Origin of the sequence: Hwanghaeella grinnelliae (assembly GCF_004005845.1) — a bacterium.
In the GTDB taxonomy this organism is placed as follows: domain Bacteria; phylum Pseudomonadota; class Alphaproteobacteria; order UBA8366; family Aestuariispiraceae; genus Hwanghaeella; species Hwanghaeella grinnelliae.
On the sequence record NZ_SADE01000001.1, the window covers coordinates 1,316,697 to 1,328,723 of the forward strand.

13 protein-coding genes are annotated in these 12,027 nt (G+C 57.3%); 6 read left to right on the forward strand and 7 right to left on the reverse strand.

Features of this window, described 5'->3' with window-relative positions; translation table 11 throughout:
• The first annotated feature begins 31 nt into the window (after positions 1 to 31).
• The 3 genes from gatB to EOI86_RS06025 all read left to right on the forward strand — a co-directional run bounded on the left by gatB (position 32) and on the right by EOI86_RS06025 (position 3,134).
• A complete protein-coding gene (gene gatB / locus EOI86_RS06015) occupies positions 32 to 1,489 on the forward strand; it encodes an Asp-tRNA(Asn)/Glu-tRNA(Gln) amidotransferase subunit GatB (protein ID WP_127764193.1) in 1,458 nt (485 codons plus the stop codon).
• 140 nt (positions 1,490 to 1,629) lie between these two features.
• On the forward strand, positions 1,630 to 2,346 hold the full coding sequence (locus tag EOI86_RS06020; RefSeq protein WP_127764194.1) for a hypothetical protein: 717 nt from the start codon (positions 1,630 to 1,632) through the stop codon (positions 2,344 to 2,346).
• Positions 2,347 to 2,510: 164 nt separating this feature from the next.
• Positions 2,511 to 3,134, forward strand: coding sequence for a hypothetical protein (locus tag EOI86_RS06025; RefSeq protein WP_127764195.1), 624 nt, complete (start codon positions 2,511 to 2,513; stop codon positions 3,132 to 3,134).
• 233 nt (positions 3,135 to 3,367) lie between these two features.
• Here EOI86_RS06025 and EOI86_RS06030 read toward each other — a convergent pair whose 3' ends face one another.
• The 3 genes from EOI86_RS06030 to EOI86_RS06040 form a co-directional block, all read right to left on the reverse strand.
• Complete coding sequence (locus EOI86_RS06030) at positions 3,368 to 4,081, reverse strand: VPLPA-CTERM sorting domain-containing protein (RefSeq protein ID WP_127764196.1); 714 nt, start codon at positions 4,079 to 4,081, stop codon at positions 3,368 to 3,370.
• Positions 4,082 to 4,231: 150 nt separating this feature from the next.
• Positions 4,232 to 4,789: a HutD/Ves family protein gene (locus EOI86_RS06035; protein ID WP_161973714.1), complete on the reverse strand. Its 558-nt coding sequence runs from the start codon at positions 4,787 to 4,789 to the stop codon at positions 4,232 to 4,234.
• Positions 4,790 to 4,848: 59 nt separating this feature from the next.
• Positions 4,849 to 5,382, reverse strand: coding sequence for a GFA family protein (locus tag EOI86_RS06040; protein WP_205032081.1), 534 nt, complete (start codon positions 5,380 to 5,382; stop codon positions 4,849 to 4,851).
• A gap of 578 nt (positions 5,383 to 5,960) precedes the next feature.
• Between EOI86_RS06040 and EOI86_RS24470 the strand changes: the two genes are divergently transcribed.
• Together EOI86_RS24470 and EOI86_RS06045 are read left to right on the forward strand one after the other, a co-directional pair.
• Entirely contained in the window at positions 5,961 to 6,101 is a 141-nt protein-coding gene (locus EOI86_RS24470; RefSeq protein WP_153811691.1) for a hypothetical protein, read from the forward strand.
• Positions 6,102 to 6,227: 126 nt separating this feature from the next.
• The gene (locus EOI86_RS06045) at positions 6,228 to 6,497 is read left to right on the forward strand and encodes a hypothetical protein (protein WP_127764198.1); all 270 of its coding nucleotides are present in this window, start codon (positions 6,228 to 6,230) and stop codon (positions 6,495 to 6,497) included.
• A gap of 9 nt (positions 6,498 to 6,506) precedes the next feature.
• On the opposite strand, the gene EOI86_RS06050 is transcribed toward EOI86_RS06045, so the two are convergent.
• From EOI86_RS06050 to EOI86_RS06065, 4 genes are all read right to left on the reverse strand, one after another.
• Positions 6,507 to 8,114, reverse strand: coding sequence for a GMC family oxidoreductase (locus EOI86_RS06050; RefSeq protein WP_127764199.1), 1,608 nt, complete (start codon positions 8,112 to 8,114; stop codon positions 6,507 to 6,509).
• 18 nt (positions 8,115 to 8,132) lie between these two features.
• A complete protein-coding gene (locus tag EOI86_RS06055; RefSeq protein ID WP_127764200.1) occupies positions 8,133 to 8,933 on the reverse strand; it encodes an ABC transporter ATP-binding protein in 801 nt (266 codons plus the stop codon).
• A 37-nt stretch (positions 8,934 to 8,970) separates the two neighbouring features.
• Entirely contained in the window at positions 8,971 to 9,774 is an 804-nt protein-coding gene (locus EOI86_RS06060; RefSeq protein WP_205032082.1) for an ABC transporter permease, read from the reverse strand.
• A 134-nt stretch (positions 9,775 to 9,908) separates the two neighbouring features.
• Entirely contained in the window at positions 9,909 to 10,886 is a 978-nt protein-coding gene (locus tag EOI86_RS06065; protein WP_127764201.1) for an ABC transporter substrate-binding protein, read from the reverse strand.
• 351 nt (positions 10,887 to 11,237) lie between these two features.
• Between EOI86_RS06065 and EOI86_RS06070 the strand changes: the two genes are divergently transcribed.
• Complete coding sequence (locus EOI86_RS06070; protein ID WP_127764202.1) at positions 11,238 to 12,008, forward strand: SDR family NAD(P)-dependent oxidoreductase; 771 nt, start codon at positions 11,238 to 11,240, stop codon at positions 12,006 to 12,008.
• The last annotated feature ends 19 nt before the right edge of the window (positions 12,009 to 12,027 follow it).

The window sequence follows — 12,027 nt, forward strand, 5'->3', positions numbered from 1 at the left end:
ACCGAGTTTGAAGATCTGAAGGACGTAAGCGATGGGCGACATCATCAAGGGCGAAACCGGCGACTGGGAAATCGTGATGGGCTTGGAAGTGCATGCCCAGATCACCTCGAAGTCCAAGCTGTTCTCCGGCGCCGCGACCAATTTCGGCGGTGACCCGAACGAACAGGTCAGCCTGGTCGACGCGGCCATGCCGGGCATGCTGCCGGTCCTGAACGCCGAATGCGTTCGCCAGGGCGTGCGCACCGGCCTGGCGCTGAAGGCGCAGATCAACAAGCGCTCGGTCTTTGCCCGCAAAAACTACTTCTACGCCGACCTGCCGCAGGGCTATCAGATCTCACAGTACGAAGAACCCGTGGTGGGTGAGGGCGAGGTGCAGATCGATCTGGCCGACGGCACCAGCAAATCCATCGGCATCGAACGGCTGCACCTGGAACAGGATGCGGGCAAGTCGCTGCACGACCAGCATCCCAGCAAGTCCTATATCGACCTGAACCGGTCTGGCGTCGCTTTGATGGAAATCGTCTCCAAGCCGGACATGCGCTCGGCCGACGAAGCGACGGCCTATGTGAACAAGCTGCGCTCCATCGTTCGCTATATCGGGTCTTGCGACGGCAATATGGCCGAAGGCTCGATGCGCGCCGACGTCAACATCTCCGTCCGAAAGGCGGGGGAGCCCATGGGCACGCGCACGGAGTTGAAGAACCTGAACTCCGTCCGTTTCATCCGTCAGGCGATCGAGATCGAGGCCAAGCGCCAGGTCAAGGTCATCGAAGGCGGTGGGGAAATCACCCAGGAAACCCGTCTGTTCGACCCGACCAAGGGCGAGACGCGGTCCATGCGGTCCAAGGAAGACGCGCATGATTACCGCTATTTCCCGGACCCGGACCTGCTGCCGCTGGAATTGGAAGACGCCTTTATCGACGAGTGCCTGAAAAGCCTGCCGGAACTGCCGGACGAGAAGAAGGCCCGCTTCATGGCCGATTACGGCTTGGGCGCCTATGACGCCGGCGTGCTGGTGGCGGATCAGGAAACCGCCGCCTATTTCGAGGAAGCCGCCAAGGCCGCGGGCGACGCCAAACTGGCCGCCAACTGGATCACGGTGGAACTGTTCGGGCGCTTGAACAAGGCGGGCACGGACCTGGGCGACAGCCCGATTTCGGCCAAGCAGATCGGTGAGCTGATCGGCCTGATCAAGGATGACACGATTTCCGGAAAGATCGCCAAGGACGTCTTCGACGAAATGTTCGAGACCTCCAAGGACCCCGGCGTCATCGTCGAGGAAAAGGGCCTGAAGCAGATCACCGATACGGGTGCGATCGAGTCCATCGTTGACGACATCATCGCCAACAATGAAGGCCAGGTCAGCGCCTATCGCGGCGGCAAGACGGGCCTGCTCGGCTGGTTCGTCGGCCAGGTGATGAAACAGACCCAGGGCAAGGCCAATCCCGGGGTCGTCAACAAGCTGTTGAAAGACAAGCTGGACGGGTAGGGGGGATGGCGGCCTGTGGCACGGTGTTAGGTAGATCACCGTTCACACTGTGAAACGCAATCTAATTCCCCTGTAATTGACACCCGTATTTGGAAAAAGATAGGCTGATTATTCTATCAATGTTTGTTTTGGGGGGTGTGATGTTTCGCAAGGTAATCGCTTTTTCGGTGCTCGTGGTTCTGAGCGGAATAGGCAGTACGCACGCGGCTACGGTCAATTTTACGGCAAAGATATCTGGCTTTTCAGGAAACCTCGCTGCTCTTGGAGCTTCAGATGGAGATAGTGTTTCGGGCAGTTTGTCGTTTGACGACATAAACCCCTTGGAAGACAGTTTATCGAAATCCGTGTACAATCTGACCGAGCTCACAATGAGTATTGGATCGGTCTTTTTTCAATCTCCAGATCCCTTTCCCGCACCGCCATTTTCTTCGGCCAACAAATTGCGTATCAACAATGACATCCAAGGGCCTACTTCACCTGTACCTACGGACACGGCTGAAATCTCGGTTCAGGACGGTGCATTCGCAGCAAATGGACTTTTCCTGTCCGTTTTTAACATGACTTTGTTCGCGAATTCATCCGCGATTGAAGACGCATCCGGGACACCTGTTGTGAACCTCTTGCAGGCGATCGTAGGACCCGCAGCGACGCAGAGGTCCTTCGTAATCAATGTCGGTGATGAACAGGGGCGGTTCTCTGGTCCGTCGGTTGGGTTTTCCGATTTGGTGTTTAGTGGAGACGAAAACGTTTCAACTGTTCCAGTTCCGCCAGCGCTTGGTCTCCTAGCGATAGGACTTGCCGCGTTGGGATCGGCCAAGAAGCAGCGGACGTCGGTTCGGATGCGCGCCGTAAACTAGGACACATCTCTGTATCTGTCCTTCGGTTTACGGATTGACGCATCGAGATAGGCCTCAATACTCTTGAATGCCCGCTGTACGTTGGGATCGTGAGTGTTTCGATGGGCTGTTTTCGCGTCTCTTTCGGCTGTTTTCTTTTCGTCTGTTCGATGGCGGCTGTGCCCGTGCACGCTGAGTTGGTCAATGCGGACTGGCGGATCGCCGGTGACAAACTGCTGACCCGGGACACGGAAACCGGCCTGGAATGGCTGAACGTCGAACAGACCTATCGGCGGTCGAAGGCGGATGTGAGCCAGTTGTTCGGGATCGACCAGGAATTCGAGGGGTTCCGCTTCGCGCGGCTGGACGAGTACCAGACGCTTTTGAAAAATGCGGGGATCCCGCTGACTTTCGATCGCGCGGAGCCGAGCAATAACTTTTTCGCGGGTGAGGTGACGAACGCAAAGGCTGCCCTGACCCTGATGGACCTAATCGGGTATTCGGTGTTCATGTTCAAGCGCGGCGCGCCGGATGACGGGCACAGGCGGCTTCACGGCGTTCTGGAGGACGGGTTCAGTCCCATTCTGGAAACCTTCCAGCCCATCGATGCTATCACCGGTGAAAACGACGGCGGGTTGCGCGCAAGGCTGTCCGCGGCGGTCCTGGAAGATCATCAAGTCGGCGTCGATGTCGGCATGTTCCTGGTGCGGGAGGCGATCGTTTCGGCGGTCCCCAAACGCTCGTCCCTTGCCATGCTCACATTGGGATCGACCCTTTTTGCCGAGACATGTTGCGGCCGGATGCGCTGACGGCGGGGACAGAAGACCAACAGGTCCCGTTGATGATCCTGGCGACAGGCGAGAACTCCCCGCACCAAACCAGCACCCATCGGCACTGCGCCTTCATCGGTAGCAAGGACGGCAACCTCACGGCGCTGAGTGGACGTTACGGCTTTTCCGACCCGCGTCCTTAGGCAGGAAAGTTTAGTGAACTGCCTTTGTATTCCCGGTCATGGAAATATTCGAAAAGGGGGGGGCTGCTATCAGGACCTTGGATGACCCGATTTCCAGCGCACCAATCCCACACCCATGATCGCCGACCCCAACAAAAGCAGTGATGCCGGCAGGGGCACTGCGGTTACGGTTACTCGGTCAATCGTAAAGGCGGCAACCGGGCTGTTGGATGAGGTGCTGTCACGGAAGGCAAGATTCGAAGTCGACCGGGTCGTCTGATCAAACAGCCCCTCATGAGTCAAAAGGTCAGTGCCGGAAAGATCGAAGTTTTGAGAAATGCTGGGATCGTCGAATGTCGACGGATCGGTGAAAATGTTGGCACTGATTTGATGAAGGAGAAAGTTATCCAGTGCGGGGCCTGTAAAATCATCTGATGAGACAAAGACCTGGAAGAAATCCCTTGGGACCTTCTCTCCAATTGCTTCGTCCTTGAATAAAGGATTGTTCGAAATCGAAAAACTGCCGCCGGTCGCAGTGGCTGAGTACGCGGTGGTGACGAACTGAAGTTCGGTTAGTGTGTAGGACGCTCTGTCCTGCCCGAATTCGGGAAGGAAAACACGGTTCTCGCTGTTTGTATCGAACCGTGCGGATAGTCTGAACGGGTCGCCGACAGTGAAGAACTGAGGGAGGGGGTTTTGTGCCGCCCTCAGAGAGCCGGTGAGTTCGATTTTGTATGTGGTGGCGAATGCCGGTCCTGCCATTGTCACGAGCAGGCCGAGTACGGTGATTAGAAATCTCAACATTGAACTCCCCAAAATCCAAACCCCACTATGGGGAGCGAAACCTTCATTTACCAATCGAGAATATATTTTTGAGGTTTAAAGAAAAAGGGTTATTGCTATTTATAATGTTAACGGACGGTGTCATTCATCAGACACTGGAAACAGCCGTGATTACGGTGTCAGTTCACTTCTTTCAGTCATGCCGAAGGTAAGGACGACGCCGTTTGCCGTCGAGAATGTCAGGTCGAGGGATTGGGCTTTCGGCGTCGGGCCGAACAACAGCGCCTCTCCGGTTGCCAGCGTTTCGGTCATTCCCCCCGCCGCGACGCCCACCGCACCGTCGCAGACGACCACAAGATGCCAATGGGCCGGCGGCAGGGTCAGTGGGGTCTCGCCTTTGACCGCCTGAACCTGGTGCGCCACCGAAACCGCATCGCGCCGCCAGATCAGGTTCAGATCGTGGGAGGTGCCCGCGATGGCGGCGGAGACGGGTCGGTCGCAGGAGAAGCTTCGCGGAGCGAATGTCTCCAGGGTCAGTGTTTCGCCGTCCTCGAAGTCGAGCGTGACCGGCGGGCCGTCGATGAGGGTGATGATGCGGTCGCAGCCCGAGAAAAGGGAGAAGGGGCCGCTTTGGTGGATCGTGGCGATGCTGGCGCGCCAGAGAATGCCGTCCGCGTCCTCCACCTTCCAGATTTCGCGGGTGCTGCCACCGCCGTTTTTCCACGGCATGACAGTCTGCAGGCTCAACGGGAGGGCGGTGATCTGCCTGTGGGAATGGTCCATGCCGGTCACATGCCCGCGGGGTTCAGCGCCGCCTCACGCCGTTTCAGCATGGATGGCGGCCATTCTTCCTCCACCTCATAGAAAATCTCGAAGGCTTTCTGGGCGTCGGGGATCACGACCCAATCCAGCTTCGAGCGGGTGAAGATATGAACGTCGGGCTCAATTGCGCTGGGGTCGTCCAGCGTGCCGACGCGGACGAAACGGTAGTTCGGCCGGCCGCCGTAGTCGCTCCAAACCGCCGTCTGGCAGGATGGGCAGCGATATATGTCATGGGGCCGGCCGGACTCGGAGGGCCCCGGAGTCACGGCAACCGTGCCCGAAAGGATCTCGATGCAATCATTCTCGATGATGGTGTTGAGGGCGAACGCGCTGCCGGTCAGTTTCTGGCACTGGGTACAGTGACAGCAATGGGTGAACATCGGCGGTTGCGTCAATTCATAGCGCAGGGCGCCGCAGGCGCATTGGCCTTTCAGCGTTGAATTCGACTCGGCAATTGGCATCTTCCACGTATCCCAGGATGCATAAACAGATGCAGCCATGATTGGGACACCGCCCGGCTGATGGCAATAGGCGGGTGCAAATTTGGGGGCGGCAATAGGGCTGAACCAAAAAGGGTGGGGGCAAGGCGCCGAACCAGCGTGTCCCCATGCCCGACCTTTTCGATCCGGTGTCGGCCAGATAGGTGGCGGTCTATTTCTTCTTCATGATGCTAACCCGATCCGATGCCGTGCTTTTGCCGGAATCGGCAGTCGCCAGGACTTTTGTGACGGTTTTCTTGGGCTTCTTGTCTTCGCGGTTTCCGCGTCTCTTGTCGCCTTTAGACATTTTAATTCCTCTTTAAGTGGTATTTTTGGCGATGGGGCCGAATTGGCAGCAACGCAGGGTTAAAATTTTCAGAATGGTAGAGATGGTCGATATGCCGGAGTTTTCTTACCACCGGAGCGGGCCGCGGCGTGGGAGACATTCTTCAGCCTGCGGCATGCGGATCACTGTATAGGGATTGCCGTCTTTTGGATAACGAAATCGAAAATCAACTTTTTATGGATTTTTCCGGTGTTGGCCCCATATGTATGGATGCGGCAAATCATTGTCCGCACCGACCCGAAAGGGGTTATCCATGTCATTCAAGAGTTTCGCCGCGTCGACCGCCAATATCGGCAAGGACAAGACCGACACCAAAGCCACGCCCGCAACCGAAGCGCAGGTGGATAAACCCGCCGCGAAACAAGGTGATGCAGCGCCGGCGACAAAGTCTTAGTACGGTGAACGGCGGGGGCTGCACCCCCGCCATTGGCCGCCTGCTTTTTTCGGCTCACTACGCCTTCCGGCGAATCTCGGTTTTCGCACCCCGCGTAACCAGGTGACATTCCATGAGTGATATTCAATGACGACCCGCACGACCAAATCGACCGTCACCTTCGCCCATCCTTTTACCCTCGGCGAACTCGATGAAGTTTTGCCGTCGGGGACCTATGATGTGGAAACCGACGAGGATTTGATCGAAGGTCTTTCGTTTCAGGTTTATCGACGGGTGAAGACCCTGTTCCATGTGCCGGACAAATCCGGGAAGCCGGGCCTTGCACGGACCTTGACCATCCATCCGGATGTGCTGGATGACGCCATGGACCGCGACAATGCGGCAACCGCCGCCTAGCAGGTCGCGTCACGCGCCGGCTAGAATGAACCGCGCGGCTTTTTCACCGATCATCATGGACGGGGCGTTTGTGTTGCCGCCGATCAGCGTCGGCATGATAGAGGCGTCCGCCACCCGCAGGTTTGCCATCCCCTTTACCTTCAGCGTCAATGGGTCGACCACGGCCTGATTGTCGGTTCCCATTTTACAGGTGCCGACGGGGTGGAAGACGTGCAGCGCTTCGGCCCGCAGATAGGCCAGGATTTCGTTGTCACTTTCGACATCGGGACCCGGTAGCATTTCCGCGCCGCGGATTTCATCGAAGACGGGAGAGGCGAGGATTGTGCGGGCGATTTTAATGCCTTCCACAAGGGTCAAGGCGTCTTGTTCCTCGGAAAAGAAGCGATGGTCGATCAAGGGGGACATCCGGTCCTTGTCGAGTGTGATCTCGCCGATGCTTTTCGGCCGCAAAACGCAGGTGTGAACTGCATAGCCATGGCCGTATTCGATAAGCCGGCCACGATGGCTGCGATATCCGGGGACGAAATGGAACTGGATGTCAGGCAGGGCCGTCGCGAATTTCGTTTTCGCGAAACCGCCGGCCTCTACATAGTTCGTCGTCAACATGCCTTTCCGTGCAGCGAAGTATTGGAAAGGCGCCGCCAACATGGACGGCAGGTTGAGCAGGGACAGGCCCAGCGTCTTCGTGCTTTTGGACCGAACGGTGATCATGCCGTCGACATGGTCCCGCAGGTTCTTGCCGACCCCGGGGACGTTGCTTTGGCATTTGATCCCAAGTGCGTTGAGCGCCTCACCCGGACCGATGCCGGATGAGAGCAAAATGCGCGGGCTGCCGATTGCGCCGGCGCTCAAGACGATTTCGCCCTTGCAGGAAAACGACTTCTTTTCACCGTCCAATAGAACATCCACACCGGTCGCGCTTCCGTCCTTGCAAATCAGGGTGTTTACGTCCGCCCCGGTGACGATGGTCAGGTTTGACCGGTTCATGACGGGCTTCAGAAAGGCCGTGAAGCTGGAAAACCGTTCGCCGTTGTCTTGCGTCACGTTGTAGACGCCGAGGCCAAATTGGCTCTCCGCATTGAAGTCCGTATTCTTGGGCAATTGGATATATTCGCCGGCTTCGACGAACATATCTGAAACCGCGTTGTGGTCCTTCGGCCGATCGACCAGCAACTCGCCTTCGAATCCATGGAAGACGGGGTTTTGACCGATCCGGTTTTTCTCCAATCCCTTAAAGACCGGCAATACATCCGAATAGCCCCAGCCGGCGCAGCCCAGCGCGGCCCATTCGTCATAGTCGGCAGCGGCCCCGCGAATATACACCATCGAATTGATGATAGAGCTGCCGCCCAGGCCCTTGCCCCGATTGACGGGCATGCATCTGTTGTTCATTTCCGGCTGGGGAACGCCGGAATAGCCGTAGTCGAAACGCGGGCTGTTGTAGAGCGAGAGGATACCGGCCGGCACCCGGACCTGCATGTTTTCGGCCGGGCCGCCGGCCTCGAGCAACAGGACCTTGTGTCTGGGATCGGCGCTCAATCGGTTGGCGAGAACGCAGCCCGCGGAACCCGCGCCGATGACGATAAAATCGTAGGACGTTCCAAACGTGTCGCTCATGGTCGTTTTGCCCCGACCTTAGTGTTCGTCATCGTCAGTGTCCTTGAGAAGTTCAAGGATTTCCCGCTTCGTGGAAATGAAGTCGGGTTCCAGGACAAGATCCATGTTGCGGGGACGATCGAAGTTGATCGTGATTTCCTTCTTGATCTGACCGGGGCGGCCGGACATGACCAGGACCCGGTCCGCAAGCAGGATCGCTTCTTCGATATCGTGGGTTACGAAAAGTACCGTTTTTTTGGAATGCTCCCATACTCGAAGCAACAAACCCTGCATGGTGTGCCGCGTTTGCGAGTCGAGGGCGCCGAACGGTTCATCCATCAACAGGACCATAGGATCGTTGGCCAGGGCCCGCGCGATTGCGACGCGCTGCTTCATGCCGCCCGATAGTTGGGAGGGATAGTGGTCCGCAAACTTCGACAGGCCGACCTCGGCCAGGAAGTGGTCGACGATATCCTTACGTTCCGCGGCCGGGTATCCTTTCCGTTTCGGACCGTATTCGACGTTCTTCGCGACGGTCAGCCACGGGAAAAGAGTATAGGCCTGGAAGACCATGCCGCGTTCCGGCCCTGGGTCGGAAACCGGTTTGCCATTCACCGTAATGGTGCCCGCTGTTTTGGTTTCGAGCCCGGCCACGAGGTATAATAGGCTGGATTTGCCGCATCCCGACGGACCGACAATGACGCAGAACTCATTGGGTTTTACGTCGAAGGATATGCCGTCCAGTGCCAGGACCGATGAGGGGCCCGTGCCGTAACGAAGGTGGACATCGTCGATCACGATGTCGGCGCTTCTTAAATTCGCGTATCGCGATTTTGCCATAAGAGTCGAATTTCCATCCATTGGATTGCCCAATCGCTCAAAGCGCCCAAGGGGCGGCGTATTTACGGAGCAGGCGGAAGCCCTGATCGGTGATAAGACCGAGGATTCCAATCATTGCGATCGCCATGAAAATGACGTCGACTTGAAATCCGCGCATCGCTTTAAGGGATATGTATCCCAGGCCCGACCGCGCTGCGACCAGTTCAGCGACAACGAGATACGTCCAGGCCCAGCCCATGGTTACACGCAGGATATCGAAAATGTTCGGCAGCGATGCCGGCAGCACGATGTGAAAAACCGTATGGGCCCTGCTGGTGCCGAGTGTATAGGCCGCGTTGACCAGGTCGCGCGGGACTGATCGCGCCGTGTCGGCCAGCATGACCAGCTGTTGGAAGAAGATACCGAAGATGATCACGGTAACCCGCTGTTCGATGCCGATGCCGATCCACAAAATGAAAAGCGGCACAAAGGACGTGACCGGCAGATAGCGCATGAAATTGACGAGAGGATCCAGGAAGGCTTGGACGATCCGGTAGGTGCCCATGAACAGACCCAACGGCACGGATACCACGCTGGACAGTACGAAGCCTATAAACACCACTTGGACACTTGCCGAGGTATGTTCCCAAAGCACGCCGTTCTGAATGTATTTCAGGGTGCGTGACACCACCATGTCAGGCGTTGGCAGGAAGGTCTCGGTGATCATGCCGGAATAGGTGATGGCCGACCACGAGGCGATGACCACCACCCAGATGGCGACACCCAGGAATACGATCATCCATTTCGGTATCTGTTCGAACGGCGTCGTAATGGCCCTGAAGGAAAAAGACGGTGACTTCACTTGAGGGAACTCCGGTTTGCCGTCACGCCCCTGTGACGGTCGGAAGGGCAGGGGCCGGCCCCCGGAACCCCGGGCGATATGCCCGATTCCGGAAGCCGGCTTTGCGCTGTAACGCCCGTTAAAGGCCCGAGAAGCTAAAGGCCCAAAAAGCTGGCATCGATGGCATCGTCGAAGGTGATGTCCTTCATCTTGACCTTGCCGGCCTCACCCCAGATCTCGCGTCCGAGCATGATAAGCTTGCCGGCCTCGCCATCGGCGTTGCCTTTGAAGAACTCGAGATTCCGCTCCTTGCCGTAGAAGTTCACGCCGGAAGCGGCATCGGCGAAGTCTTTCGGGTCTTCAAGCCAGCCGCCAACGCCCTTTGCCATGATCTTGTAGGCTTCGTCCTGGTTCGCTTTCAGATATTCGTGGGCCTTGTACAGACCAGCGACCAGCGCCTTGACGTCTTCGGGATGATTTTCGATGTAGTCGCACCGAAGGGAGAGAACGTCGACAATCACGCCCGGCGTTTGCGAGGAGTCGATAAGGACGTGGCCCTTGTTGGCTTTCTTGGCCAGGGTCAAATGCGGTTCCCAGGTGATCGCAACGGGGATCCGGTCCGCCATGAAGGCGGCTGCCGCGTCGTCCGCGCTCATATTCGTCACGACAACATCGGCTTCGGTCATGCCTTCGCGCTTCAGCAGAATGTCGAACCAGAATTGCGACACCGAGCCTTCGTTCATCGCGACTTCCATGCCTTTCAGGTCGGCGATGGATTTGACGTCCGTGGGGGCGAGGATGCCGTCTCCGCCATGCGAATCGTCAAGGGCATAGACTGTCTTCGTGCAGAAGTCTTTCGTTCTGTATTGCAGAATTTCGTCAAGCGTTCCGGCGTCGCCGTCAAGCTCCCCGGCCGCTTCGGCGGCCATGGCGTAGGCGTGGTCCTCAACGATTTGAAGGTCGACCTCCAAACCGCCTTCCTCGAAATAGCCAAGGTCGCGGGCAAGGAATAGAGGGCCATAGCCGACCCATGTGGTCATGCCGAGTTTCATTGTGCCGGCATGCGCGGCGGAAGCAGCCGTAAGCAGGGCCAAGCCGGCTACGGTTGCCTTAAGAACAGTTACGAATTTCATCACGTGTATTCCCCATTCGGGCGCACACGAAACGAGGCGCTTAATGTATTATTGGTTTTGTTGCGGCGCAGCGTTACGGCACGCGATCCTGAATCTTTTGATGTCCAGAATCCTCCCTTGAAGGAAGCGTAGGCGCGATTTTTAATTTGTAAAACAATAAAATTTTTTATTTTGGCGGATGACGATTTGGGATGACAGGCCCCTATTCTTGTTCTTAGGATCGTGTTGCGTCGCAACAATTCCCGGTCACGGTTCGACTTTCGCGCTTTTCCGGCCCGGAAGTTTTACCGGGCGGTATGCCGGGCGTTTCACCGGACGGTTTCCCAAATATCTCTTTGACGGAGCACCTTCTTGAGCAATCCCGCATTTGATTTGCAAGGCCGTGTCGCCGTGGTGACAGGGGCAAGCAGAGGGTTGGGACGGGCCATTGCGGTGGCATTGGCGCAGGCGGGTGCAAAGCTTTGCCTCACGGCACGGGACGCGGACGGCCTTCACGGCACGCAGTCGATGATCCTGGAGAATGGCGGCGACTGCATCATCGCCGAACAGGATGTCCGGAATTTGGAGAGCATCGGCCCGACACTCGATGGTTTCGTAACCCGTTACGGCGCCGTCGATATTCTGGTTAACAATGCCGGGATGGAATCCGTGCGCCCATCCATCGATGTGGACGAGGCGCTGTGGGACTCGATCGTCTCGACGAACCTGAAAGGGGCGTTCTTCTGGTCCCGTGCCGTCGGCAAATTGATGGCGGAAAAAGGCAGCGGTGGCGCCATTGTCAATCAATGCTCCTTGACGTCGTTTGTCGGCGTCCCGACAGCGGTTCCTTACGGCGCCTCGAAATCCGGTGTCTTGGGAATGACACGGGCTCTTGCGACCGAATGGGCCCCATACGGCATTCGGGTCAATGCGCTTGCACCCGGCTATTTCCGGACCGCCATGACCGAACCCTTCTATCAGGATGGTGATTGGCAGCAGCAGATGCTCAACAAAATCCCGCAGCGCCGCTTCGGCAGCGATAGCGATATCGCCGGCGCGGCGGTTTTCCTATGCAGTGATGCTGCATCTTACATTACCGGCCATTGCCTGCCAGTTGATGGCGGATATCTGGCCTCGATTTAACAGTGAAGGCGAAGCTCGC

Excerpts from the sequence above, each read along its gene's own strand:
- gatB (WP_127764193.1), top strand. The coding sequence starts at position 32 with ATGGGCGACATCATCAAGGGCGAAACCGGCGACTGGGAAATCGTGATG.
- EOI86_RS06020 (WP_127764194.1), top strand. The coding sequence starts at position 1,630 with ATGTTTCGCAAGGTAATCGCTTTTTCGGTGCTCGTGGTTCTGAGCGGA.
- EOI86_RS06030 (WP_127764196.1), bottom strand. The coding sequence starts at position 4,081 with ATGTTGAGATTTCTAATCACCGTACTCGGCCTGCTCGTGACAATGGCA.
- EOI86_RS06035 (WP_161973714.1), bottom strand. The coding sequence starts at position 4,789 with ATGCCGTGGAAAAACGGCGGTGGCAGCACCCGCGAAATCTGGAAGGTG.
- EOI86_RS06040 (WP_205032081.1), bottom strand. The coding sequence starts at position 5,382 with ATGGCTGCATCTGTTTATGCATCCTGGGATACGTGGAAGATGCCAATT.
- EOI86_RS24470 (WP_153811691.1), top strand. The coding sequence starts at position 5,961 with ATGTCATTCAAGAGTTTCGCCGCGTCGACCGCCAATATCGGCAAGGAC.
- EOI86_RS06045 (WP_127764198.1), top strand. The coding sequence starts at position 6,228 with ATGACGACCCGCACGACCAAATCGACCGTCACCTTCGCCCATCCTTTT.
- EOI86_RS06050 (WP_127764199.1), bottom strand. The coding sequence starts at position 8,114 with ATGAGCGACACGTTTGGAACGTCCTACGATTTTATCGTCATCGGCGCG.
- EOI86_RS06055 (WP_127764200.1), bottom strand. The coding sequence starts at position 8,933 with ATGGCAAAATCGCGATACGCGAATTTAAGAAGCGCCGACATCGTGATC.
- EOI86_RS06065 (WP_127764201.1), bottom strand. The coding sequence starts at position 10,886 with ATGAAATTCGTAACTGTTCTTAAGGCAACCGTAGCCGGCTTGGCCCTG.